Annotated in this window: 27 protein-coding genes; 15 read left to right on the top strand and 12 right to left on the bottom strand. The window is 44.3% G+C overall.

Features of this window, described 5'->3' with window-relative positions; genetic code table 11:
- Positions 1–48: 48 nt before the first annotated feature.
- Complete coding sequence (smpB, locus tag ACH19P_RS11800) at positions 49–531, bottom strand: SsrA-binding protein SmpB (RefSeq protein ID WP_347389017.1); 483 nt, start codon at positions 529–531, stop codon at positions 49–51.
- A 162-nt stretch (positions 532–693) separates the two neighbouring features.
- Between smpB and ACH19P_RS11795 the strand changes: the two genes are divergently transcribed.
- Genes ACH19P_RS11795 through ACH19P_RS11785 form a run of 3 tightly spaced genes read left to right on the top strand, consistent with a single transcriptional unit; the run spans position 694 to position 1,983 of the window.
- A complete protein-coding gene (locus ACH19P_RS11795; protein ID WP_462158724.1) occupies positions 694–1,134 on the top strand; it encodes a type II toxin-antitoxin system RatA family toxin in 441 nt (146 codons plus the stop codon).
- Complete coding sequence (locus tag ACH19P_RS11790) at positions 1,134–1,466, top strand: RnfH family protein (RefSeq protein WP_462158723.1); 333 nt, start codon at positions 1,134–1,136, stop codon at positions 1,464–1,466. Before ACH19P_RS11795 ends, ACH19P_RS11790 begins: the two co-directional genes overlap by 1 nt.
- Entirely contained in the window at positions 1,459–1,983 is a 525-nt protein-coding gene (locus tag ACH19P_RS11785) for a YdcF family protein (RefSeq protein WP_462158722.1), read from the top strand. Before ACH19P_RS11790 ends, ACH19P_RS11785 begins: the two co-directional genes overlap by 8 nt.
- A 33-nt stretch (positions 1,984–2,016) precedes the next feature.
- Here the strand turns inward: ACH19P_RS11785 and ACH19P_RS11780 are convergent, their stop codons facing one another.
- Positions 2,017–2,379 carry an outer membrane protein assembly factor BamE gene (locus ACH19P_RS11780; RefSeq protein WP_462158721.1) on the bottom strand — a complete coding sequence of 121 codons (363 nt, stop codon included), beginning with the start codon at positions 2,377–2,379 and terminating at the stop codon, positions 2,017–2,019.
- Between the two features lie 105 nt (positions 2,380–2,484).
- Between ACH19P_RS11780 and ACH19P_RS11775 the strand changes: the two genes are divergently transcribed.
- Positions 2,485–2,784 (top strand): GIY-YIG nuclease family protein, encoded by a 300-nt coding sequence (locus ACH19P_RS11775; RefSeq protein WP_462158720.1) that lies wholly within the window; start codon positions 2,485–2,487, stop codon positions 2,782–2,784.
- Here the strand turns inward: ACH19P_RS11775 and ACH19P_RS11770 are convergent.
- The 3 genes from ACH19P_RS11770 to ilvC form a co-directional block, all read right to left on the bottom strand.
- The gene (locus ACH19P_RS11770; protein WP_462158719.1) at positions 2,732–3,640 is read right to left on the bottom strand and encodes a M28 family peptidase; all 909 of its coding nucleotides are present in this window, start codon (positions 3,638–3,640) and stop codon (positions 2,732–2,734) included. The genes ACH19P_RS11775 and ACH19P_RS11770 overlap by 53 nt on opposite strands.
- Positions 3,640–4,713, bottom strand: a complete 1,074-nt coding sequence (locus ACH19P_RS11765) for a tetratricopeptide repeat protein (protein ID WP_462158718.1) — start codon at positions 4,711–4,713, stop codon at positions 3,640–3,642. Before ACH19P_RS11765 ends, ACH19P_RS11770 begins: the two co-directional genes overlap by 1 nt.
- Positions 4,714–5,004: 291 nt before the next feature.
- On the bottom strand, positions 5,005–6,477 hold the full coding sequence (gene ilvC / locus ACH19P_RS11760) for a ketol-acid reductoisomerase (protein ID WP_462158717.1): 1,473 nt from the start codon (positions 6,475–6,477) through the stop codon (positions 5,005–5,007).
- A gap of 121 nt (positions 6,478–6,598) precedes the next feature.
- Here ilvC and ilvY point away from each other — a divergent pair, with 121 nt between their 5' ends.
- The 9 genes from ilvY to ACH19P_RS11715 all read left to right on the top strand — a co-directional run bounded on the left by ilvY (position 6,599) and on the right by ACH19P_RS11715 (position 17,290).
- On the top strand, positions 6,599–7,477 hold the full coding sequence (gene ilvY, locus ACH19P_RS11755) for an HTH-type transcriptional activator IlvY (protein ID WP_462158716.1): 879 nt from the start codon (positions 6,599–6,601) through the stop codon (positions 7,475–7,477).
- A 113-nt stretch (positions 7,478–7,590) separates the two neighbouring features.
- Positions 7,591–8,418, top strand: a complete 828-nt coding sequence (locus ACH19P_RS11750; protein WP_462158715.1) for a MipA/OmpV family protein — start codon at positions 7,591–7,593, stop codon at positions 8,416–8,418.
- A 26-nt stretch (positions 8,419–8,444) separates the two neighbouring features.
- A complete protein-coding gene (locus tag ACH19P_RS11745) occupies positions 8,445–8,801 on the top strand; it encodes a DUF3019 domain-containing protein (protein WP_462158714.1) in 357 nt (118 codons plus the stop codon).
- A 15-nt stretch (positions 8,802–8,816) separates the two neighbouring features.
- Entirely contained in the window at positions 8,817–9,509 is a 693-nt protein-coding gene (locus ACH19P_RS11740) for a response regulator (RefSeq protein ID WP_462158713.1), read from the top strand.
- 5 nt (positions 9,510–9,514) lie between these two features.
- Entirely contained in the window at positions 9,515–10,765 is a 1,251-nt protein-coding gene (locus ACH19P_RS11735) for an ATP-binding protein (protein ID WP_462158712.1), read from the top strand.
- A 140-nt stretch (positions 10,766–10,905) separates the two neighbouring features.
- Positions 10,906–12,672: a DUF4856 domain-containing protein gene (locus ACH19P_RS11730; RefSeq protein WP_462158711.1), complete on the top strand. Its 1,767-nt coding sequence runs from the start codon at positions 10,906–10,908 to the stop codon at positions 12,670–12,672.
- A gap of 126 nt (positions 12,673–12,798) precedes the next feature.
- The gene (locus tag ACH19P_RS11725; RefSeq protein ID WP_462158710.1) at positions 12,799–14,073 is read left to right on the top strand and encodes an imelysin family protein; all 1,275 of its coding nucleotides are present in this window, start codon (positions 12,799–12,801) and stop codon (positions 14,071–14,073) included.
- 8 nt (positions 14,074–14,081) lie between these two features.
- Positions 14,082–16,286, top strand: coding sequence for a TonB-dependent receptor family protein (locus tag ACH19P_RS11720; protein WP_462158709.1), 2,205 nt, complete (start codon positions 14,082–14,084; stop codon positions 16,284–16,286).
- A gap of 14 nt (positions 16,287–16,300) precedes the next feature.
- A complete protein-coding gene (locus ACH19P_RS11715; protein WP_462158708.1) occupies positions 16,301–17,290 on the top strand; it encodes a sterol desaturase family protein in 990 nt (329 codons plus the stop codon).
- A gap of 59 nt (positions 17,291–17,349) precedes the next feature.
- Here the strand turns inward: ACH19P_RS11715 and ACH19P_RS11710 are convergent, their stop codons facing one another.
- The gene (locus ACH19P_RS11710; protein WP_462158707.1) at positions 17,350–17,616 is read right to left on the bottom strand and encodes a hypothetical protein; all 267 of its coding nucleotides are present in this window, start codon (positions 17,614–17,616) and stop codon (positions 17,350–17,352) included.
- 255 nt (positions 17,617–17,871) lie between these two features.
- Complete coding sequence (locus ACH19P_RS11705) at positions 17,872–19,452, bottom strand: cation:proton antiporter domain-containing protein (RefSeq protein ID WP_462158706.1); 1,581 nt, start codon at positions 19,450–19,452, stop codon at positions 17,872–17,874.
- Positions 19,453–19,650: 198 nt separating this feature from the next.
- Here ACH19P_RS11705 and ACH19P_RS11700 point away from each other — a divergent pair, with 198 nt between their 5' ends.
- Entirely contained in the window at positions 19,651–20,394 is a 744-nt protein-coding gene (locus ACH19P_RS11700; RefSeq protein WP_462158705.1) for a sporulation protein, read from the top strand.
- 72 nt (positions 20,395–20,466) lie between these two features.
- A complete protein-coding gene (locus ACH19P_RS11695; RefSeq protein WP_462159348.1) occupies positions 20,467–20,910 on the top strand; it encodes a GNAT family N-acetyltransferase in 444 nt (147 codons plus the stop codon).
- Positions 20,911–20,971: 61 nt separating this feature from the next.
- Here the strand turns inward: ACH19P_RS11695 and ACH19P_RS11690 are convergent, their stop codons facing one another.
- From ACH19P_RS11690 to ACH19P_RS11670, 5 genes are all read right to left on the bottom strand, one after another.
- Positions 20,972–22,321 (bottom strand): sodium-dependent transporter, encoded by a 1,350-nt coding sequence (locus ACH19P_RS11690; RefSeq protein ID WP_462158704.1) that lies wholly within the window; start codon positions 22,319–22,321, stop codon positions 20,972–20,974.
- A gap of 211 nt (positions 22,322–22,532) precedes the next feature.
- The gene (locus ACH19P_RS11685; protein WP_462158703.1) at positions 22,533–23,795 is read right to left on the bottom strand and encodes an ATP-binding protein; all 1,263 of its coding nucleotides are present in this window, start codon (positions 23,793–23,795) and stop codon (positions 22,533–22,535) included.
- A 22-nt stretch (positions 23,796–23,817) separates the two neighbouring features.
- The gene (locus ACH19P_RS11680; RefSeq protein ID WP_462158702.1) at positions 23,818–24,522 is read right to left on the bottom strand and encodes a response regulator; all 705 of its coding nucleotides are present in this window, start codon (positions 24,520–24,522) and stop codon (positions 23,818–23,820) included.
- Positions 24,522–24,917 (bottom strand): DUF3019 domain-containing protein, encoded by a 396-nt coding sequence (locus ACH19P_RS11675; protein WP_462158701.1) that lies wholly within the window; start codon positions 24,915–24,917, stop codon positions 24,522–24,524. Before ACH19P_RS11675 ends, ACH19P_RS11680 begins: the two co-directional genes overlap by 1 nt.
- Positions 24,907–25,743 carry a MipA/OmpV family protein gene (locus ACH19P_RS11670; RefSeq protein ID WP_462158700.1) on the bottom strand — a complete coding sequence of 279 codons (837 nt, stop codon included), beginning with the start codon at positions 25,741–25,743 and terminating at the stop codon, positions 24,907–24,909. The genes ACH19P_RS11675 and ACH19P_RS11670 overlap by 11 nt, the downstream gene beginning before the upstream one ends.
- Positions 25,744–25,754: the final 11 nt, after the last annotated feature.

Genomic DNA, 25,754 nt, shown 5'->3' with positions numbered 1-25,754 from the left:
TCTTGTTACGTGTTTCTTAGGGATAAAAAAAGCGAGCCTTGGCTCGCTTTATCGTACGGTATGTTTCATTGTGCGTTCTTTTTCACGAGCCCAATCTTTTTCTTTGGTATCAGCACGTTTATCGTGCATTTTCTTACCTTTTGCTAAATGGAACTCGAGTTTTACCCAACACTTCTTCCAATACATCGCGGTCGCGATAAGGGAGAAACCGTCACGCTCTGTTGCGCCGACAAGGCGGTCGATTTCGCGCTTGTTCAATAGCAATTTACGGTAACGAAGTGGATCACAAATAACGTGCGTTGATGCACTGTTCAATGGCTGAATTTGACTGCCCAATAAAAAGGCTTCGCCATTTTTTAAGTGAATATAGGTTTCTGAGATATTAACCTTACCTTCGCGAATACTCTTTACTTCCCAGCCTTGAAGTTCAAGGCCAGCTTCGAATTTATCGTGTAAAAAATACTCATGACGCGCTTTTTTGTTTAGCGCGATGGTATTAGAGGTCGATTTTGCTGATTTTTTCTTTGCCATAGTGGCTCCATTATACTGATTGTCTAAGGATTTACACCAGTTTTTTATTGTCATGTATTGACGATTTTTAGCGTCTTAGCCAGTTAATCCAATGAGACCGTTTAATGTCTCTTGGGGCATTCCTCAAAGCTTGCTAGAATTGCGTGGTTGTGAGGAGAGGTTATGCCACAAATAGAAAAATCAGCGCTGGTAATGTACAGCAGTCAAGAGATGTTCGACCTAGTTAATGATGTTGATTCGTATCCAGAATTTTTGCCGCATTGTAGTGATGCTAAAATATTTTCTTCGCAAGTCGATGAGATGCGCGCTGGATTAGAGATTTCAAAAGCGGGTCTAAAAAAGTGGTTCACAACCCATAATAAACTCGATAAAAGCAATCACAGCATCGCACTTGAGCTAGTCGATGGTCCCTTTAAGCATCTTCATGGACGTTGGCAATTTATGGCTCTTGATGAACATGCATGTAAAGTGAGCCTCAAACTCGAATTTGAATTTGCCAGCAAACTGGTGGAGATGGCTTTTGGTAAAGTATTTAACGAAGTGGCCAAAAACATGGTGCAAGCGTTCACACAACGCGCAAAAGTGGTTTATGGAGAACGCTGATGATTAACGTTGAAGTGGTATTTGCATTGCCTGATAAGGCCACTGTGATGCGTGTGGAAGTGCCTAAAGGCAGCACAGCTGAAGAAGCGGTATTAAAATCGGGCATCGTTGATAAGTGCCCCGAGATTGATATGAAAAGCTTGACCTTAGGGGTGTGGAATCGCACTTGCAAACTCGATACTGAACTCAAAGAAGGTGACCGCGTTGAGATTTATCGCCCCTTAATTGCCGATCCTAAAGAGGCGCGTCGCCGCCGTGCGGATAAGGCCAAAGAAGAAGGGCGCGCAAACAAAATTACCGGCGCAAAAGTTAAAAGCGACGAGAATGAATGACCTCGCTGTCATTATCGTTTTAGGTGCGCCTAACGAAGATGACGGTACCCTAAGCCCTATAGCGACCGAGCGCGGCAAGTTCGCCGCGCGTATTTACCAGCAATTAAAAGCGAAGCATTCGTGCAAGGTATTATGTACCGGTGGTAAAGGGGAGCATTTCAATCGTTCTACATTCCCTCATTGGCAATTACAACAAAATCATCTGCTATCACTTGGGGTTGATAAAGGAGACTTGTTGGCGGGCATTCCTAGTCGCTTTACGTTCGAAGATGCGACCTTGGCGCGTCAACGGTTAGACCTCGCTACCGTGAATATTTTGCACATCGTCACCTCGGGTTTTCACCTTGCTCGTGTCGCAGTTATATTTGATGCGTTGTTTGATGATGTTCAACGAATTTATTATGGCGCGAAAGTGCCTGTGACCTTGGGTGAATATTCGCATTTGCTTGCCCATGAACAGGCAGTGATGAAGCGTGAATATACGAATATAAGAAGTTACCAGAATTCTGAGCAATAAAAAAACGCGGCTGAAACCGCGTTTTTTAATATCTTACTGTTCCAAAGGCGTATCGAATTCTTCTGGACGCTCGTAATCTTCGGAGATGATAGTGACCAGTCTGTCATTTTCGAACTGTAGCTTTAATTGCTTTTTTTGTTCGCTTCCACGGCCCAGATTGAAAACATACATGTAGTACCATGTATCTTTATCAAAAGAATCTTGTGCTACGGGTTTGCCCAGAACATACAATACCTGCTCTGTTGTCATCTCAACACGAAGTTTGTCGACGTCTGATTGTTCTAAAAAGTTACCCTGAGGAATGTTGATGCGGTAGACCCAACTAGAGCATGCACTTAAACTACTGCATACAATAACGATGGCTGCTACCAGCGAAAACTGTTTAAACCACTGCATGTTCGATTATCAGTCCTTATTTATTGTTGTTAGCATGATACCCATTCGACACTGAAGGTAAAGCGCGAAATCGTAAATCAGACCGTATCTGAGGTAATTAGTTTAATGAGTTTACAAAATTCCGACTCTTGGTGGTTATATATTGTACAAACTCGGTTTGGGCATTGGTATACAGGAGTCAGTAACGACGTGGTTAAACGCTTTGACGCGCACCAACAAGGCAAAGGAGCAAAAAACCTTAAAGGAAAGGGGCCTTTGACATTAATTTTTGCGACGCCTGTCGGTTCTCGTAGCGATGCCTGCAAGTTAGAAGCGCAGGTAAAGAAGCTGACCCGTAAGAAAAAAGAACAGTTTATCCAAGAGCAAGAGAATCACTGCAATTCGCTGACAGCAGTTGTTGAGTAAAGCCGTGCAATAGATATAACGTTTGCTGATAACGCTCATTATCAAAATTGCTCAGCGTATCTGTAGGACTGTGATACTCAGGATCTTCAGCCCCCGTTATAAAAACGAAGGGAATTTTTTGTTTAGCGAACGCCCAATGGTCGCTTGCTCGCAGCCAATCAATTCTGTCGTCTTTCACTCGCCGATTAATGGCCTGATTAGAGCGAGCTAACTGCGTTTTTACACTTGTGTTGTCTAACTCCTCTAGCGCGTTGGAACACATATCATCTTTGGTTAAAAAATATAGACGACTATTGGCTTTGGGTAACTTTAACATGTCCAAATTAATGTTCATGGCTAGTTGTCTTGGCGCTGCGTGTTTTACAAAATGATGTGCGCCATAAAGTCCAGGTTCTTCTGCATCAAAGGCAACAAATGTTATTTTATCTTTGAAAGGTGCAAGTTGCTGTGCGAGATACAACATCGCCGCAACACCCGAGGCATTGTCATTGGCACCAGCATAGATTTTATTGCCTTTTGTACCAAGGTGATCGTAATGTGCGCTGATCACTAAGCAGTTTTGCTGGCAGTGGGTGCTTACAACGTTGTATCCCAGCGCTTTTGAAAAAAAACCTTTCTTAAATTCAAATTCTTGTAATTGGGTGCGGTAACCAAGCTGGCGTAAGCGGTCTTGAATGTAATGTGCCGCTTCTTTGGCCGACGCAGTACCCGCTTGGCGGCCTGCCATGCTGTTGCTGGTTAGGGCTGCGATATCGCTATACCATGCGGGCTCGGTATTAACTTGTCTCGCTGTCGCTATGCTGGATAAAAATCCGCTCAGCAGCAACAGAATGAAAGCAGTGAATAACTGGGACATTAGTTCTGTGCAAATAGGTTTAATGTTGCCAGCTTACCTTGATAGCGTAATTTGTCATAATCGAACTGCGCTCTTTGTTGGGCCATCTTCATAAATTTCTTCGCAGCTTTGATGTCTCCCATCAAGTAATAGGTGTGAGCCATACCAAAATAGCTTTCATGTATACGCTCATCTAATTCCTTGGCTTGTCTAAAATGCTTGAGCGCTTGGCCGAACTCTTGTTGTAGTAGGCGTTCATTCCCCAAAGCGATTTGATAGTAAGGATTTTCTTTGCGGATTTCGGCAAGGCGATTCTCGATATTAAGTGCTAAATCGTCTCTTTCGGTAAGTCGATATAGAATCGCCAGATTGCCAAGTGCGGTGTTATTTTTGCGGTCCACTTCAATTGCATATTCATAGGCAATTTCTGCTCGCTCAAAGTCGTTTACAGTACGGAATAAGACCCCTAAGTTCCCCCAGCCACCGCTGTAATATGGGTCAATATTGGTAGCTGCGATGAAGTAGCTGTATGCCTGTTCGAAATCATTTTCAACCAACGCAGCAGCTCCTTTGTTGTTATAAAACATCGCGGCAACTCGTTCTTTTGTTATGTCGGTCGTTTTAAATTTGCTACCCGAAATATCGGGAGCAAAATCGACTAATACTTGTCTGCGATCATTGTATACCTCAACAAAATCCCCTCGCTGTTGGCGAGGCATATTGAGGCGCAAGTTGATATGTCCAGTTAATAGGTTATAACCCCTATTCAGCGCCCAGTACTCAGGAATGTGGACGCGCTGAAATTGACCTTTCAGGCCAAGGTGTTCAGCCATACTAAAGGCCAAAATCGACAAGGATAGACAGTTGGCATTGAGTTGATTGTAGGTTTGCGATGCAGTGAGTGTTGCACCCGATTGATAGCGTACGCTTTTGTCACCATTGTTGAGAAGAAACATCATCAGGCGTCTGGTCGAGCTTAAATCACCAAAACGAGAGGCAAAGGCGTTATCGAGCTGCGTTTTCATTCGCTCATCAAGTTCGAAAATCTCATCCATTGTCTCGACAGGTTGGATTTCGAATTGTTGCACATTCACTAGGTTTACTGGGGGGCAGACACCTGTGTTTCTGTACTCTGACAACCAGATAACAAAAAAAGTGAACAAATTAACGTAGCTATAACTCGCATGCTGACCTCCACAACTCAGGCACAATTTTGCACGAAATATGTATGCATAATGAACGCAATCTAGTTTGAGTATAGCCAAAGGTCAGCGCTAGAGGATTAAGTGAATTGTTACAAAGCGTGTATCGTCAATGAATTATAATGAAAAAAGCCCAGCGCAAAGCGACTAGGCTTGGGTTCTAACAAGCGAAAGGGTACTTCTTTAAACTATCTTCTTCATTGCAGACATGTAGCTACGCAGCGTTGTACCAATTTTTTCAACTGGGTGGTTGCGTAATGCGTCATTTACTTGGATTAACGCTTGGTTATCCACGCCGTTGTCTGCTTGTTCAAGGCCACGGCCAATTACATCGGTCTCGATATTTTCCATAAACGGCTGTAACAGGGGTAAACAAGCGTGGTTGTAGAGATAACACCCATATTCAGCTGTGTCTGAAATTGTGCGGTTCATTTCGTATAGCTTTTTACGCGCAATGGTGTTGGCAATTAGTGGCGTTTCGTGCAGAGACTCATAGTACGCTGATTCTTCTTTAATACCCGCCGCAGTCATGGTTTCGAATGCCAGTTCAACACCCGCTTTCACCATCGCCACCATCAAGATGCCATTGTCGAAGAATTCTTGTTCACTAATATTTACGTCACTGTTTTGTTGTTGCTCAAACGCTGTTTCAGCTGTTTGTGCGCGCCAACCCAATAATTTAGCATCATCTTCGGCCCAGTCAGCCATCATACCTGATGAAAAATCACCACTGATGATGTCGTCCATATGTTTGTTGTACAAAGGACGCATGATGGTCTTAAGCTCTTCGCTTAGCGTGAATGCTTTTAACTTTGCAGGGTTGCTCAAACGGTCAAGCATATTGGTAACACCACCGTGTTTAAGCGCTTCGGTGATCACTTCCCAACCATATTGAATCAGTTTTGACGCATAACCTGCGTCGATACCTTTTTCTACCATCTTATCGAAGCACAGCAATGAGCCAGTTTGCAGCATGCCGCAAAGAATTGTTTGCTCACCCATTAAGTCTGACTTTACCTCTGCCACGAAAGACGACAAGAGCACGCCTGCGCGGTCACCACCGGTACCTGCTGCATACGCCTTAGCTTGCGCTAGGCCTTTACCTTGTGGGTCGTTTTCTGGGTGTACGGCAATGAGTGTGGGTACACCAAAGCCACGCTTGTATTCCTCGCGTACTTCAGAGCCAGGGCATTTAGGTGCCACCATGATGACAGTAATGTCATCGCGAATCTTTTTACCTTCTTCAACAATGTTGAAGCCATGCGAATAAGCCAATGTTGCACCTTGTTTCATCAATGGCATAACCGCATCCACTACAGCGCTGTGCTGTTTATCTGGGGTTAGGTTAAGTACCAAATCGGCATCGGGGATAAGTTCATCATATGTACCAACAATAAAGCCGTTTTCAGATGCGTTTAGGAAAGATTGACGTTGTTCAGCAATCGCTGACTCACGCAGTGCGTAGCTTACATTTAAACCTGAGTCACGTAAGTTAAGACCTTGGTTTAGACCTTGAGCACCACAACCAACAATGACAAGTTTCTTGCCCAGAAGTACATTTACACCGTCGCTGAATTCACTGCGGTCCATAAAATCACACTGGCCTAGTTGTGCCAATTGTTCGCGAAGAGAAAGCGAGTTGAAATAGTTTGCCATTGCTGTTCCTTAAAAATGTTTACTGCAAAAAGGTATTGCAATGACTCTAGGTAAACTTTAATGTTTCGTAAAATGATATATTTAAATCTTTATGTTTCATATTTTGAAATGTGGGTAAGCCATGCAACACAAACAACTCGAATATTTTTTGGCTTTAGCTGAAACACTGCATTTCGGTCGCGCTAGCAGTCGCTGTTTTATTAGCGCACCGACGCTAAGCCGCAATATAAAACAGCTCGAAGAGCAAGTAGGGTGTGAGCTTTTTATCCGTGACAACCGGCAGGTTCAACTCACCGGTGCAGGCGAAGCATTTTGCAGCTATGCGAAATCCACCTTGTTACATTGGCACCAGTTCAAAGCCAGTCTAAATGATGCGCAGGAAGTGCAGGGGGAGCTGAGTATCTATTGCTCTGTCAGTGCTGCTTATAGTTTTCTCAACCCTTTGCTTAGTTCATTGCGCGCGCGCTATGCACAAATAGAAATGAAGTTACACACGGGGGATCCTGCCTATGCGTTGGAGCGGGTGTTAGATCATCATGAGGATGTCGCTATTGCTGCTAAACCTGCAAAGCTGCCACAACAACTGGCGTTTCGCCGCTTGGGCTGGTCTGAGTTAGTTTTTATCGCGCCAACGATTGCCTGTGAGGTGAACAGCTTGGTTTCGTCAGCTCAGATCCCTTGGCAGCAATTACCCTTTATTGTGCCGGAGCAAGGAGAAAATAGAACCCGTCTGACTAGCTGGTGGCGAGCAAGGCACATACAGCCGCCTATTTATGCGCAAGTGAGTGGTCACGAAGCCTTGGTATCTATGGTCAGTTTAGGTTTGGGAGTGGCACTTATACCGCAAGTGGTGTTAGAAAACAGCCCGTTCAATGACAAGGTGCAAATCCTGCAAGTGGATGACGCACCGCCTCCGTTTGAGATTGGTTTAGTCGCATTACAACGACGCTTATCAGAACCTGTACTCGATGCTGTATGGAATGTAGCTGCGCAAATCTAGACAAGCCAAGAGTGATTAAAAGGATGCATTTTGTTAACAGTTGTTATTCAATGCTGTATTGAGCAACAACTGTTGCTAGGATAGCGTCGATGTAATTTATAAGGAAAGCCAGTGTGTTGAGGCTTTGGTTAACTCTTACCGTTTTGCTGAGCAATGCTACTATTGCTTCTGAGTCACGTACAGATGAAATTCCTACAGGTCAATGGCTGATCGGAGTCAACCTGGGTTATGGCGTGATGAGTAACCCACTTAACGGTGGTGATGATCTTAATCTCTATGTGGTTCCAGATATTGCCTATTACACAGACACTTGGTATTTGGACAACACGCAAGTCGGTTATACCTTCATTAACGAGTCTGAACATGTTGTAAGTGCGATTGCAGAATTTAATCCTCACACGCGTTTTTTTGTCGATTGGCACCCCGCTAATTTATTCGCACTGCAATCGAGTATGGTTTTGCCAGCAGAAACCGAAGGACCCAAGGCAATTTACATTGATGAAATTAAAGAGCGCCGATGGGCACTCGACAGTGGCATGGAGTATCACTACTTTAGCCCTATCGGTAAATTTTCAATGAAGTTCGTTGCTGATATTACTGATGTATATCGAGGATTTAGAGGCGAGGTGGCTTGGTCGCAGGGCTATAGGTTTGAAAATTGGGTATTCGAACCCAGTGTAGGTGTGCAATACAGTAACAATGAACTTAATACCTACTTTTATGGACTAAGTGACGACGAAGTAGGGAATTTCAGCGCCGTATCCCTTGGAAGCAGTGTTCATCCCTATGCTAGAATCGACGCGTCCTACATTTTAACTGAGCGCAGTGCGTTGCGGATGCATATTAACTACATAGATTTCAGTACGTTGTCTTCAGATAGTCCGCTGTTTGATGAATCCTACTCTGTCACGGCGTTTGTCGGTGTGAAATACATATTCTGATTATGATAAGTGTGGCGGCGATGTTAATGGCGAGTTCCCACGCTTTGCAAGTGGCACTTCCATCTGTTGAAAAAGCACAAATAAAACTCACACCGCAATATTGTGTCGTTGAGCAAAAGGAAAATCCGTGTGATACACAAATCACAGTATCTTGGGTATTGCCCGATGAAACGCCGGTATGCTTGAAGGAAAATCAACGATTACTGTCTTGCTGGGATGCGAGTAAAACAGGGACTTGGCGGTATAAAGCAAAGGTTCAGTTACCAACCATATACTCCATAACTCACGCGCATACAGGCGAATTAGTGGTAGATACTCAACTTGAACTTCAAACGTCTCGCAGTTCACGCAGACGGTTACGTTCAGTTTGGAGCTTTTTTTAATTCAGGAGTTGGCAAATGGCAAATATACTCTTAGTTGAAGACGATTTAGCGCTTCAAGAGTTAACCCGAGATTATTTAGAACAGAACAACTTGTCAGTTGCCGTATTATCTCGTGGTGATGAGGTGATGGAATATCTAAATAAACATCAAATTGATTTGATGATCCTAGATGTCATGTTACCAGGGAAAGATGGTTTCAGTGTGTGCCGTGAAGTGCGAGATAAATACTCGTTACCAATTTTGATGTTGACTGCCAAAGGTGAAGACTTCGACCAAGTCATTGGTTTAGAGCTCGGTGCCGACGATTATGTTATTAAGCCTGCGGAGCCTCGTGTGCTGCTTGCACGCATTACTGCCTTATTGCGTCGCTCACAAGAACAAGAAAAAAATGTCCAAAGTGTGGCTTTTGGTGAGTTAAAAATTGATAAAAATAGCCGTATCGTGACATTAAAAAATGAGGAAATTACCCTCACTTCCCACGAATTTGAGTTATTATGGCTGCTAGCAAGTAGTGCAGGCGACGTTTTGAGCCGTGAATATGTTCACGAGCAAATGATTGGTCGCCAATACGATGGTCTCGACAGAACAGTGGATGTGCGTATTTCTCGATTGCGTAAAAAGCTTGGAGATAACAGCGATAAACCATACAAAATCAAAACTGTCTGGGGCCAAGGTTACTTATTCGTTAGTGATGCGTGGAGTGATTAACTAAGTTGGGAAAGCTGTTTGTAAGCCTGTATTTATACATTATTGTTTCTTTGGTGATTGTAACCGGTGCAATAGAAAGGATCTGGCCCGCAGCTGAACAATCCACACCTCTTGCTTTAGAGTTAGGTAACAACTTTAAAGCCCTTGCTCAAAGTAAGCTTGGGCGCATGTATATTCAAAGCCAATATATCACGCAGTACATAGATAAGGATGCTATTGTACTGCCTGCGAGCCTCCAACAACGTCTTGAACAAAATGAATCTGTGCATGTCTACGATGCACGTGACCGACTCATTTGGTATGTGCCCACCGAAGACGGAAATTTATTGCAAGTGGGCCCAGTTGAGCTCCCTAAACAACAAAAAGAAAGTTTCGTTGGCCCCTATCTATTATTGCTCTTGGTTGTAGGTGCGCCCGTAGGTTTATGGAGTTTGATGCTCTGGCGTGACTTCAACAAGCTAAGTGAAACATGTGCACAGGTTGATGGGCGTATGGACATTAACATGAGTAATATGGGACGTTCTTTTCTATTACCTATCACAGACGCTCTGCAAGTCATGCAAAGGCGCATCAATAGTCTGCTTAGTGCCCAACGTGAATTAACATCTTCCGTGTCTCACGAATTTAGAACACCGCTTGCGCGCTTGAAGTTTGCCCTGGCCATGATGGAAGAGGGCGGCGATGAGCGACAGAAGAAATACTTACGCTCGATGACCTCAGACGTCACTGAGTTGGAAAACTTAGTCAGTGAAATGCTGCACTATGCCCGTTTAGATGCACAAAGTCCTACCTTGGCGATGGAACTCGTTGACCTCAATGAACTGGTGGATAACTTGGTTGAAAAGCTTCATTTTGACAGCGAAGTGACGATCGATATTATTCATGAGCAGCCAAATTTACTGCGTTGCGACCCACACTTTCTCGCCAGAGCAATTCAAAACTTGCTAGGCAATGCCCTCAAACATGCCCAACATCATATTCAAGTCACGTTAGTTGCAGATGAAGATGTGTGCCGTATCACAATCGAAGATGATGGTGATGGTATAGCGCCGCACAAGCGCGCCGATATCTTTAAGCCCTTTATTCGCCTTGACCAAAGTCGCGATAAAAGCACAGGTGGTTACGGACTTGGGTTAGCTATCACCGCAAAAATTGTGCAGTGGCATCATGGTAAAATCACCGTTGAAGACAGTGTTCTTGGTGGAGCCAAGTTCATCATGTCGCTTCCTTTTACTAAGGCAACCTCTTCTTTGTAAGTCATTTCTACTAAGTGTTTAATAAAACTTACAACAAAATTTAAATAATCTAATAAATGATATTGATTGTTATTTACATGTCGCTATAATGAGCCGCAATTACAAACAAGAATGATTATTATCTAACTTGGGATAACACAATGAACTTGCGCAAATCTCTTATTACTACTGCTGTACTAGCAGCTACTTTAGGTCTTACTGCATGTGGCGGTGGTTCTGGCTCTGATAACAACGGTGGCACAGTAACACCTCCACCGGCTAACACAGCACCAACTGACATTTCACTTTCAGCTACATCTGTAAATGACGACGCAGTAGGTTCAGTAGTGGGTACGCTAAGCGCAAGTGATGATAGTACATCTGGTTTGAGTTTCACTCTGGCTGAAGACGACGCGTTATTCGAAATCATTGATGGCACCACACTGAAATTAAAAGAAGGCATCGCGCTTAACTTTGAACAGCAAACTCAAGCGACTGTGACTGTGAAAGTGACGGATGCTGGTGGTCTTAGCTTCGAAAAAGAACTAACAGTCTCAGTATCTGATATTGAAGCTCAAGACGGTGTAAACGTTTATGAATTTGCATCAAAACTGGGCGCCGGTTCATCTGTTTCTTACACAGGCCAAATTGCACGTCATGCTTTATCAGCTGAAATTAAAAGCTACATTGGTAAGCTTACTGGTGATTACGTAACGACTAACAGCCTTACAGGCGATGCTGTTAAAGCGCAGTTAATGGCTCTATGGGGCGATTATGAAACTGTAAAAGATGGTAGCCTCAGTTTCATTGGTGACATGACAACTAAGCAAAATTCGTTTGCTGAAATCTCGAACTCAGGTAAAGAGTTAAGTGCAAAAGTAGCAGGTAATGACCCATCTAAGATGCATAAAACGTGGGAAATAGCGGGTGTATTTTCTGGTTGGACAGACTTTGGTTCTCAGGCACACACACCAGAAGGTTTGATTTTCCATTACTTTGACTTGCTCGCAGCAAACATTGATAAGCACAACGACGGTGAAGTGATGATGGACCCAGCGGGCAACCCAATCACAAAGCTGTATCTTACTCAAACAGGTTTAGACTTAAACCAGCTTATTCAAAAGCATACGTTGGGTGCGTTGATGTTCTCGCAAGGAACGGATGATTACTTAGAGGAAAGCATTGGCTCTAACGCGGATCCAGTGGATAACGTTAACGGTGATGTATACACAACGCTTGAACACCATTTCGACGAAGGTTTTGGTTACTTTGGTGCTGCACGTAACTACCTTGAGTATAGCGATGATGAAATAGCAGCTGCAGGTGGCCGAGAAGCATTTTCTGGCAGTTACAATGACTATTCAGGCGACGGCATGATTGACTTGGCGTCTGAGTACAACTGGGGCAACTCAACTAACGCTGCAAAACGTGACCGTGGTGCAACGGTAACGACAGATTTTTCAGCAGCAGCAATGAATGCGTTTATCGCAGGACGTAAGATCATCAGTGACAATGTGGGTGCTGAACTGACTTCTGAGCAGATGGATGCCCTAAAAGTGCAGCGTGACATCGCTGTAGCCAACTGGGAAATGGCCATTGCAGCAACTGTAGTTCACTACATTAATGACACACACGCTGATTTAACTGCTATTAGCACAGGTGAGTTTGATGCAAATACTTTTGCAGACTTAGCTAAGCACTTCTCTGAGATGAAAGGCTTTGCTTTGAACTTCCAGTTCAGCCCATTCTCACCTTTCAACACTGCGGCAAACGAAGGTAAGTTTGCAACATTACACACATTACTCGCCGATGCGCCAGTAGTGACTGATGCAAGTGCAATCGCAGATTACCAAGCGAAGCTTCTAGAAGCGCGTGACTTACTTCAAGAAGTATATGGATTCGATGCCCAGAACGTTGAAAACTGGTAAGTAATGAACGCAGGCACTGCGCCAACATAATTAATTAAAAGGTTAGCTTTGAGTCAATTCAGAGCTGACCTTTTTGTCGTTTTATCCGACTACAAATTTAGAATTTGAGCAAACATAGGATTGAGTATGAACACTGCGAATTTTCGCGTCGGAGCTGTTAGTCTAGCTCTGGTACTTGCCTTAACAGGTTGTGGAGAGAGTACATCTAGCTCTCAAGGTGATGGTTTCAATAATGGTGGCGATCAGGGGGTAGTGATTGACCCTACTACGTTCGATGAAGCGCAATTAGTGGCCAGTCTTGTGGATAATGTCATTACCCCAGCATACAACCTTTTCTACACTCAAGCGGTGAGTCAGCGCTCTGCTATAGAAGCTTACTGCGTGTTAGAACAACAGAGCATCGAGTCGAGCTCAGAAGCAGCATTAGCGGCGATGACGGATGCACAAAATGCATGGTTAGATGCAATGAGCGCTTGGCAGCACATCGAAGTCATGCAAATGGGTCCTTTGTTGGACAACAATGCCGAGCTTCGCAACCGTATTTATTCATGGCCAGCAATCAGCCGCTGTGGTGTTGACCAAGATGTGGTGTATCACCAAGATGGCGTGATCAACAAAGACGATACGCGTCCTTATGATATCAGCGCACGCACTGCAACTCGTCGAGGTCTATTTGCATTGCAACACGCGTTATTCAACGAGCAATATGATCACCATTGTAGCGTCGCCAATGAAGCGCTGGCAGATTGGAACAGTCGCACTGTATTAGATAGAAAAGTCGCGCGTTGTGAGTATGCACTGACAGCAGCTGATGACGTTATTGTGTCGGCGCAAGAGTTACTTGATAAATGGCAAGGTGACACTGGTTTTGCTGTGCAACTAAAAACAGCTGGCGAGCCAAGTTCACAATTTGAAAGTGCTCATGTGGCTTTAAATCATATTACTGACGCCATGTTCTATCTGACAGAAATGGTGAAGGATAAGAAATTGGCCGAACCAATTGGAATACTGCCGAATACGTGTGGTACTTCAGCGTGTCCTGAAGATGTTGAAAGTGTTGATGCCAAAAGCTCGTTGGCCAACATTCAAGCAAACCTTTCTGCTTTTGAGGCCTTGCTAATTGGTAACGCTGACGGTGAAGAAGCCCTGTTAGGGTTTGATGATTACCTTGATGAAGAGCAAGCGAGTGCAACCAAAGAGCGGATGCTCGCAGCGATAGCAGAGACAAAAGCGGCAATTGCTGCAATCGAGTCGGATCTGGGTACCGCATTAATTGAAAACGAAGAGCAGGTGAGAGATGTTCATACCAAGGTAAAAACTATCACGGATGAGCTTAAAAACGATTTTATTAATGACCTTGCACTTGAACTGCCGACCACATCTGCTGGTGACAACGATTAAGGATAACCATGAAATTCAGTAAATTAGCCTTGGCCGTAAGTGTGGCAGCTGTTGGCTTTAACGCTTTGGCCGAAGATAAGAACCTTGAGCACATTCAAATTATTAGCCACCACGACAAACTGCGCACTGAGGCAGGCTCGGCCACGCTTATTAGTGAAGAGCAGTTAGAAGAGTTTGAATTTGACGACATTCATCGTATTTTATCGCAAGTTCCTGGCGTAAATATTCGTGAGGAAGATGGTTTTGGTTTGCGTCCAAATATTGGCTTTCGCGGTGTGACCCCTGAGCGTAGTAAAAAGATTACCATCCTTGAAGATGGAGTGCTGATTGGACCTGCGCCTTATTCAGCGCCTGCTGCGTACTATTTCCCTGTTACCACTCGCATGACAGCAGTGGAAGTATTTAAAGGGCCTGCGGCCATTAAATACGGCCCACAAACCGTTGCTGGAACCTTGAACTTGGTCACGCGTCAAGTACCAGATTACGCAATGGGTGGCTTAGACTTAGCGACAGGCAGTGATGGTTACGCTAAAGCGCACGGTTATTATGGCAATCGTCAGAACAACATCGGCTTTTTAGTTGAAGGTGTGCATCTTGAAAGTGATGGCTTTAAAGAACTTGATGGCGGTGGCGACACTGGCTTTAAAAAAGATGATTTCCTTATCAAGGCAGACTATAAGCTTGATGGCCAGCAATTTGACCAACGTTTTGAAGTTAAATTGTCATATGCCGATGAGCTTTCTGACGAAACGTATCTGGGCTTAACAGACAGTGATTTTGCCCAAAACCCTTATCGTCGCTATGCAGCGTCGCAGCCTGCGCAGATGGACACCAAACATACGCAAGTGATGTTTACCCATCAGCTTACCAGCCAACATGTTGATTTAACGACCCGTATTTATCGTAATGACTACGAGCGTGCATGGTTAAAGTTAAACAGCGTTGGTAATTCGAGTGCGAGTTTGTCAGATATTCTCGCTAGTCCAGAGCTGTATGATGCTCAATATGACGTGATCCGTGGGGCTCGCAACTCTGTGGTTGCTGGCGAAACAACACACTTTTTGATTATGGGCACCAATGATCGTGAATACTTCTCGCAAGGCATTCAGTTAGATGGCGATTGGCGAGTTCCTGTGTTTGGACTAACGCACAATGTGTCATTCGGTGTACGTTTCCATCAGGACGAAATTGAACGTAATCACTTTGAAGATACCTATTCAATGATTGATGGTATTAACACCCGCGTTGAGGGCACCAAAACATTCACTACAGAAGACACAGAGTCAACGGATGCATGGTCAGTATACTTAGAAGACCAAGTAACAATCGATAAATTGACACTAGGCGTAGGTGTGCGTGGTGAGTTGATGGATATGGCGTATCAAAACGATAAACCAGATTCAACGGATGACTACCAGAACAAAACCACGCGTATTTGGCTTCCTGGTGTAAGCGGCTTTTATCAACTTAATGAAAACAGTGGCTTATTATTCGGGGTTCACCAAGGGTTTGTGCCATCTAGTCCTTCATCGCCAGCACGCGGTGGTGATGATGAGTTCGAAAAGAGTGTGAACTATGAGTTTGGTGGTCGCTTCAACGATGGTGTTACTCAATTTGAAGTTGTTGGCTTCTACAATGACTATTCAAACCTCATCGAGAGTTGTGGTCAATCAAACTGTGGTACACAAGTACAGCTAGACACTGAATTCAGTGGTGGCGAAGTGGATGTGTGGGGTGTTGAATCTCAATTCGCGCAAACTTACCCACTAAACATTCACCTCGATGTGCCCATGAGCCTGACCTATACCTATACGCAAAGTGAATTCCAAGAAGAACTATACTCGGAATTTGTGCAATGGGGACATATTCGCCCAGGGGACAGACTTCCATATTTACCAACCCATCAAGCTACGTTTAGCATCGGGCTTGCACACCAAGATTGGGCTGTTGATATGTTAGTGAAGTATGTGAGTGAAATGCCTGAAACGGCGGGGGTAGGCTACGAAAACTTTGACATGCCATTGGCTGGAAAAGAAGTGCCAGCAACAACCGTCGTGGATCTAGCCGCGCATTATGAGCTAGGCAAATATGGTCGCGTTTATGCCAAAGTGGATAATATGTTTGACCAAGACAACATGGTGAGCCGCCGACCGTATGGCGCAAGACCTGGTAAACCACGCACCTTGTCTATTGGCTATAAGTACCAATTCTAATTGAGGTAGAGGTTGTGATAGAGACGATTTGGCAGAGTATATTACAGACGCCTAATTATCTTATAGATGCCAACAAACGTATATTTGTTGGCTACATCGTCACGGCCTTATTCCTTGCTCTGGTGGTTTACGCGTCGCGCAAATCCAAACGTTCGCTACGCGGCTTTTTGCGTTACGTGTTTGCAAAGAAAATCTGGTGGGCGCCAAGCGCTCGCCAAGATTATCAGTTGTGGATATACAACCGTTTGCTCAAAGCAATACTGTTCGCACCCATTGTACTAACAATGGTCCCCATTGCCTTAGGTACGACAGAGGCTCTTGAGGCTTTGTTTGGTGCGCATTCACCCTATGAGGTGAGTGAGTTGTCAGTGATTGCAATCTTCACAACCCTTTTGTTTATTGCTGATGATTTTACGCGGTTCATTCTTCATTACGCGCTGCATAAAATTCCATTTTTGTGGCACTACCACAAAGTCCACCATTCAGCGAAAGTACTGACACCTTTCACTATCTATCGCTCGCATCCTGTAGAAAGCTATTTGTACGCGTGTCGTATGGCCTTATCGCAAGGCTTTATTGTAGGGTTATGTTTCTATTGGTTTGGTACGCAATTGTCTATGTATGACATCCTTGGCGCCAATGTGTTTGTGTTTATGTTTAATGCTATGGGCTCAAATTTGCGACATTCTCATGTTTGGCTGAGCTGGGGAAAACATATTGAGAAATGGTTTATTAGCCCAGCACAACACCAAATTCATCACAGTGATAATCCTCGCCATTTTGACACCAACTTAGGATCAGCATTAGCCGTGTGGGATAGGGTGTTCGGAACCTTAATCCGTGCCGACGAGGTGGGCAAAATATCCATAGGAGTAGGTCAATATGATGCAGGCCACAATACCATTTGGGATATTTACACTAAACCTGTTGTTGACTCGGTTAAGTCACTTGTAGGCAGAGGAAGTGCAATAGGGACATCGGTGCAAATGAAGAAGGAAAAATAGGCTGACGACGGGCAGTGTCAGCCTATTTAAATGAGGGAGTAGGCCCTCAAAAAAAGGTTCTAGTGATAGGTCTTTTGCTTTGAAAAGCCCATCTTATGTAATTTATTGATAAGACTTGGGTCGTCTAATCTTTCAGGTGTGCCGTTCGAGCGCATCATGTGGTCTTTTGGGACTTGATACACGTCTAGCATCTTCTGAAAGAGCACATATCGTAAATATTGTGGAGTCACCCCCGCGTCTTGGATGCTTTCTAGCTGCTGCTTAACATCGTGCATTTGCTGCGGATCTAGGTCTTGCATTGTCGGCGATTTCTTCGTTAGCGACATACTTACTCCTACCTACTTTACTGCTCAAAATTTAACTAATGTAACTGAACGATTTACCCACAAATTTTGTGTTAAAAATAGAGACTTACATCAGACTACGAAATAAGTTTACTCCTTTTTTCTGGGTTATTACTAACAACCGTGTAAAGCTTTGTAAATAAGGTGATACAAAATTGGGTACAGCTGTGCGCATTGATGCGAATTTAGAAAGTAAGAGATAGCGCCGCCATTGACGCTATCACGAAGGAGGAAAGGCTAGGGTTGAACGGGAGAAATCTTTTCTTTGACGTGTTCGGCAAAACCACTACCGGCTTCTAGATAGAAGTTATAAGTAGAACTAACACCAAGATCTTTCAGTTCTTTTTGTTGGTCAGGGTAATTTGCGATAGCGGTTACTTGCCCCGTATAACCCGAGGCCTTTAACTGCTGCAACGCAAAAATATTCTGGTTGTGTTTGGGCATTGCTAGCATGACCATTTCTACATCTGAATGATTCAAGCGTTGCCAAAAATCTGGGTCGGTGGCGTCTGCTGTTAACGCTCGGCGTCCTCTTTTCACATGCTTTTCTACCACTTCAGGTTTGATATCGATACCTGCAACGGCATCAGGAAAGCTTGCAGCGATAGTTTCGTAAGCACCCGTGCCAATACGGCCCATACCAAAAATGACGATGCGTGTGCTGTGAAGATTGACAGGTAATTCTTCAGCCAATCGGGTATCACTTTCGAAGCGCAGTAACCAGTTTTCCATTTTTACATACAATTCGTTCGAGCGAGCATTGAGAGGGGACGCAATGACGAAGGTAATAGCAACAGCAGCCGCAACAACCGCCAGCCATTGCGGTGAAACCCAACCAGAACTTGCTGCTACGGCACAAACAATCAAACCGAATTCACTGTAGTTAGCCAATGTAAACGCGCTCAATAAGGATGTCCGTGCACGTAATTTAGCGGCATTGGTTAGCACGTAATATAAGGCTACTTTTATACCCAGTACTGCAACGATGAGCAGTGCCGCTACGACGGCGTTAAAGGTTAAATCTGCATTTAAACCGATAGTTAGGAAAAAGCCGACAAGTAAGATGTCTTTAAAGTTCAGTAGTGACTTGGCAAGCTCACCAGCCTTTTTGTGGCTGGCAAATAGCATTCCCAAAATCAGTGCACCTAAATCACCTTTGATACCAGCAAACTCGAACGCTTGGTAACCAGCTACAAGGGCAAAAAAGAAACCAAACAAAGGCAGCAATTCACCGTGTTTAGAGCGATTCAGAATCCAGAACATCACGGGGCGCATAAGAGGAAGTAAAACGAGTAAGGCCAGCGCCCAATAATTAGGGAGCTTACCAGTGCTGGCAACTAAAAATAGAACGGCAAAGATATCTTGCATAACCAAAATACCAATAGAGATTTTGCCATGTAAGCTGGCCATCTCACCTCGCTCTTCAAGTACTTTTACTGCGAACACAGTGCTGGAGAAACTAAATGCAAATCCAAGTAAAAGTGCTGTCTGCCAGTTAAGCTCTTCAAACAATGGCAAGGTTAACGAACCCAACAGAAGCAACAAGCCACCAAACAACGCAGTACTTAAAACGATATGCGCACTGGCAGGTGCCCAAACCTGTACTTTCATTAGGCTAGATACTTTAAGTTTTAGCCCTATGCTAAACAGCAGCAATGTGATCCCTAAATCCGCGATGTTATTGAGCAAATCTGTGGTCTTGTATCCAGCCCAATGCAGCACAAATCCAGCAAGTAAAAAGCCAACCATAGGAGGTAATTTGACTTGAAAGGCGATAAAGCCACAAACGAATGCGACGGCGAAAAAGATGAGTTCCATAAAATTCTTTTTATATGCTTGGTGGTTACAGTGTAACGAATGCCTTTCATATTGAAAATACACATCGCGAATCTTCAACGACCAAAAGGGGTCGATACGTTAAATGTTTCCATTTTAGCGTCAAAGCAAACTTTTCACTGACAAGGCTATAAAAATGTGGTTAAGATGCTCAAAAGGATATTTCAAACAGGAGTAGTGATGTTTAAAAAAATCCTGGCCTCAGTGGGTATTGGGGCGGCGAAAGTAGATACAGTGTTGCAAACTGAGCATTTGCATCCAGGACAGAAATTTCATGCAGAAATCGTCATTTATGGCGGTGATGTCGAACAGGATATCTCAGGTCTTGAATTAGCGTTGATGACCCGCGTTAAAGTTGAGTCCGACGACGGTGAATATTTTAGTAATCACGTGATTCAAAAGTGGCGCATTAGTGAACAGTTAACACTTCAGCCAGGTGAAGAGCGCAGAATTCCATTCGAAGCGCGCTTGCACTCGGAGACCCCTATCACAGAGCTTCATGCTGGGTATAATCAGACTCAAGTATGGATCCAAACCGGTTTAAACATTGACCTAGCGATTGATGCGAGTGACCGTGATATTCTACACATTTATCCAAATGAAGCAGTTAAAACGTGTATGCTTGCAATGGAAAAGTTGGGTTTTGGACTGATGAAAGCGGATGTTGAGCAAGGATATTTGCGTGCACCGAGTTTCCAGTCAACTTCAGGTTGCTATCAGGAGTTGGAGTATCGTCCAAATCGCGGTGGTATGTTTGGTATTCAAGAAGTGGAACTATCGTTCGTACCTGAAACGCACCAAACACATGTTCTCATTGAATTGGACAGAGCATTTCGCTCGGACGGTTATATTGACCTTACAATCGAACATGACCATGTGAATTTGTCGCAGCTTTGCGATCAACTCGAGCGTCTTATTCACTAATACGCTTATCCAGAAAATAAACTTAATAGCCCAGTTTTCTGGGCTTTTTCATTATTGAGGTTGTACATGCAGATACAGTGGTCTTGTAAATCCTTTTCACAATTAAATACCACCGAATTGTTTTCACTGATGCGTGCTCGCGTAGATGTGTTTGTCGTTGAGCAAAACTGCCCATACCCTGAACTCGATGATGCGGACATTGATGAACATACAAAGCATATTCTTGGCTATGTTGATAACACGCTGGCTGTTTATGCACGTTGCATACATAAGGGGGAAAAGGTTGCTATTGGGCGGGTACTTGTTGTTGAAACTCAACGTGGCAAGGGATTGGCCAACGCACTTATGAAAGAGGCGCTGAACGTCTGTAACAGAGCTTTTGCGGAGCGGGAAATTATGCTGAGTGCACAAACGTATTTACTCGATTTTTATCAGCAATTTGGTTTCGAGATTCAAGGTGAAAAATACCTTGAAGATGGCATTGAACATCAAGATATGGTGTTGTCCGAGGCATAGGAACTCGGTGTTTAGACAAAAAAGGAAGCTTGCGCTTCCTTTTTTGTGCCTTGCTCTGTCGTTATCGCAGGGAATTGATAAATACCAATGAAATACAAATCGGGCATACGAACTTGATGTACCAAGGCCAGATTTTCCAGAACCAGCCTGATGCTGCGTCAGGATTTCCAGACTGGATCTCCTTCAGAAGTGATGCTCGGTGCCAAATCCAACCGACGAACACACAACACATCAGTCCAAGTAATGGTTGACCGAAGCGGGTTGTAAGCGCGATAACAAAACCAAACAACTGTTCGAAGTTCAATAAAATTAAGGTGCTTATACCAGCGATAATTGCGCCTATCGTCCACGTCGCAGGTTTTCTGTCTAAACCAAACTTCTCTACGGTGTAAGACACAGGCGCTTCCAACATCGAGATTGAAGACGTCAGCGCTGCAATACTCATTAGGGCGAAAAAGGCGAAACCTACAAATAAGCCAGCGCTACCCATAGAGTCAAATAATGCCGGCAACACTTGGAAAACAAGCGTATCTTCTGACAACAACTTGCCAGCCTCATCGAAGATTTGCACGCCCTGAGCTTGCGCTACGTACATGGCAGGAATGATTAATAGGCCTGCTACAAAAGCGATAAATACATCAATCAGTGTGACTGACGCGCCTAACGTTACGAGATTTTCATTTTTTGAAACGTAAGAGCCGTAAATGATCATCACACTGGTACCCAGTGACAAAGAGAAGAACGCTTGGCCCAGCGCACTCACAAGCAGGGTTGGCTCAAAAATAGCAGTGAAATCGGGTAACAAATAATTACGCAGGCCTTCAGACGCGCCATCTTGGCTCATAACATAAGCGATAAGTGCGAAAAGGATACCCAACAGTGCTGGCATGAGTCGTTTTGACCACTTCTCAATACCGTTTTCAACCCCTTTGCTGATAATCATGACGGTAAGCAGCATAAAGCCACCTGCGAATAGCAGGTTTCGGGTTAACGATTGGCTCGTCATCCACGTTGCTGCTTCTTGTGCTCCGACAAGCTCAGCGACAGGCTCCGCTGTATAACTGATCATCCAACCGGCAACGATGGCGTAGAAACTCAGAATTAACCCAGCGCAAATAATACCGCCAAAGCCGACTAAAAAAGCCAAAGGGTGTTGCCATTTGTGATTAGATACTTTTTTTAGTGAACTTACCGCGTTGGCTTGGCCATAGCGGCCAACAACAAGCTCGGCCATTAAAGCGGGATACGCCAAACAAAAAGCAAGAACCAGATAAGCTAAAACGAAAGCGGCTCCACCATTGGTAGCCGTTTGGGTAGGAAATCCCCAAATATTTCCAAGGCCTACTGCAGAGCCAGCAGCAGCCATAATAAAACCAAAACGGGAGCTAAACTCCCCACGCGACGCACTCATATTATTATAATTTCTCTATTGCTCAATTGCGCCCTAAATCTACTGTAATTTGCATGAAATAAAAAGCGCAATACGGTAATTAGTGATGCTAAGCGAAGGTAAAGTGCGCATTACGACCGCCCACTGGTTTTTTGAGTGGAACGGCTGCAACACCCACAATACGGTGTTTTGTATCTATGTGTGACACCAAGTAATGGTTGTAAATTCCATGTTACAGTGGCAAGCGTAAGGTAAATTTTGCGCCGCCGAGTTTAGGGCAATTCCCAACCAACAATGTACCTTTATGCCACATCAGCACCTTATTGCAGATGGCCAACCCCAATCCATACCCTTGCTGGTTTCGATGTTTGGCACTTTGATAAAACGGCTTTAGCACGGCGTCGTATTCTTGCTGAGCAATGCCGGGGCCGTCATCGGAAATGCAAATATCGAGGTACTGATTCTGAACTGATACATGGATATCAATACGAGACTTTGCGTAGCGAAGGGCGTTACCGATTATGTTCTGGATCGCTCGTGCTAACCAATGTAAATCTGCGTTGATATGTAGCCCAGAAGGGCAATAAACAGTCACATTTACTGAATTAAACTGAGAACTAAGTTGCTCGACTATTTCCTCTAAATAATTGTTGAGTTGCACAGTGCTAAAATTTAACTCGGCACTTTGCTGTTGCAACGCCGCATAATTTAAGTAACTACTCAGCATAGACTCCATCGTGTCCAAATCTTTTTCCATGCGACTGAGGTAACGATGTTGGGCGTTGGGGTCTTCTGTGTCCAGAGCTGCGTCCAAGCCAAATCGCAGACATGCGATAGGTGTGCGTATATCGTGAGAAAGACTCGATGCCATGAGCTTATTTTCTTCGAGCAAGGCGTTAATTTGCTCTGCCATGGCGTTAAAACTTTGTTCTAATTGTTTAGTGTAACTAAAACGATTGGTACTGATACGTGTGCCAAGTTTGCCATTGGCAAATTTGGCTGCTGCATTTGCGAGCACTGAAATTCGTTGTGTTAGTGGTATCAAAGGCAGCCACATACAGAGGCTGAAGCCAGTATAAAATAACACGGTCAGTAACAAATCTTGCTTTTGTTGCTCTGGTTTTGGTAGTCGCATGGCTAAATGATAGCCACTGAGCCCAGCTGTAGAGCGCACCAAGTAAAGCCCTTCATCGTCCGCCAGCACCAAACCGCTAGGTTGAGATAGTTGCTGTCGCAAAGGTGAGGGCAGTGCCAATGTGTCGTTAGCAGCAAACTCCATATCGAGATTAAAGTGTTTATTGAGTTCGGACAGGGTCTTTGGTCGCTTATCAGCTTCAACACTTTCTAAATAGGAAACCATGCCTGAGAGGACTTCTCTTTGTTGGCTGAAGTCATCCTGTTCGTAGCTGTCAGTGGCAAAGCTATCAATGAGCCAGCTCAGCAGCACCACAGAAAGTAGCGCGGTACACAGCAAAGAAACGTAGAGCTTTTTCATGTGCCTTCCTTGAAACTAGCTATTACCACGCATCTTTAACCAGTAAGTAGCCTTTACCCCATATCGTTTTAATACGTTGAGGTTGGTTGCCACTGTCGTTGAATCGTTTACGCAATGCTGAAATAACCACATCCACACTGCGATCCAAACCGTCGTATTCTCTGCCTTTCACGGCTTTGAACACCGAATCGCGGTCAACGACTTCACCTGCGTGTTGTGCAAGGTAAGCAAGCAAAGAGAATTCCGCATGAGATAACTCTATGTTTTCTTTTGCAAAGGATACCCTGTGTGACTGCATATCGATATGCAAGTTGCCGACGTTTATATGTGTCTGCACATGAGCACTAGGTTGTTCTTCACTGGCATCTCGTAAATTTGCCTTAATGCGTGCCAGTAACACTCTCGGACGTGCCGGTTTAGCGATATAATCACTCGCTCCCACTTCAAGACCAATGACTTCATCCAACTCGTCATCTCTTGCAGTCAGCATAATGATGGGGTGATGATAAAACTGGCGTAGGCGGGTACACACGCTTATCCCATCTAAGCCCGGCAACATGATGTCTAGTAAAATTAAGTCTGGCTGGTGTGAGCGGACATACTCTTCGACCTGAAGTCCATTGTCACACACCCCGACTTGGTATCCATTTTGAGTCAAAAAGTCAGCCATCCATTCACTGAGTGACTCGTCATCTTCAACGACTAAAATATGCGGTACATGACTCATTAGAACAACCTCCACCTGCGTTTCTTTTGTTTACTGGTATATACCCATTGTACTTTTACTTCGCTGCGAGCAAGCACTTGCTGCGTGGTGACATGAAATAATTCATAGGTTTGCGCCGTTGCGCTGGCAAAGTCGATGTTGACTTCACCGCTCAGTGAACGCTCCCAACAGTGCAGCGGTTGACTATCACCAACTTGTCGAATGCAGTACCTATCAGAACTACCAACATGCCAATTAAACGTGATGTCAGAGTAGCAAGTGCGGCCTTGTCGCAATGCGACACACGTATTGGGAGTCGACAATAAGTTGTTATCACTGAGATCGTCAGCAGCATGTGCATGAACTAGGGGTTGGGCACCTAAAACAAGGGTGATAAGTGAGTGTTTAAAAGACATAGCGCACGCCTACCTTGGCTTTATGCTGATACGACTGAGATATAATTGGGCTGTCAGCAATTCCCTCTGAGAACCAAGTTGAGAGCCAGCCGGCTAAGAATACCCAGTTCTGTGTTATTGGGTATTCTGCGTGCAGCTCTAGAACATACGATTGTGAAGACGAAGCATTGTAAATTGGGCGCTCCGGTGTGGCCTCATGAGGAGCGATACCAAAATAATAATCTGTAAAATCGCTTGAATAGTAGTTGATGCCTACACCCGCGCGGAATTCCCAGTTGCGATACTGTTCGATACTGGTCAAGAAGCCGGTGAATACCCAGCCATTGTGGGTGCCTGTCACATCATGCAGCATTTCAAACGAGATTTGACTATCTTCAAATCTGCGTGACATTCGCAGGCCAACGTCAAAATCGTAATGCCGTCTATCTATGCCTTTGAGCTCGTCAACAACATCGCGATCGTAGATTTTTAACCCAGTTTCATCAAATCCTGATTGAACGTTGGTGCCAACGATGTCCAGTCCCCACTCATACTTATCAATCAATGAATAGCCGATAACTAGGCCTCCACTGAGTTGGCTGTGATCAACGTCTAAATAAAATTTATCGTAGGTAATAACGAGGTTTAAATCTGGCTCTATGCCATCGTCATATGAATCTAAACCAACGAGGTAGGAATCTTCAATGTAATAGCCAGCACCCACACTCCAATCCCAATTGAATCCCTTCTGAGGCTCAAGTTGATTATCAGAATAGTATCGGTTGCTTGCGAAACTGACATTCGAAAGCAGAACTAAAAAACATATAAATAATGAACGCATTGGCATGGTGTCACACT

Source organism: Pseudoalteromonas sp. GB56 (genome assembly GCF_054923835.1).
Note: the sequence above shows the minus strand (reverse complement) of the source record. Positions and strands in the feature narration are given on the sequence as shown.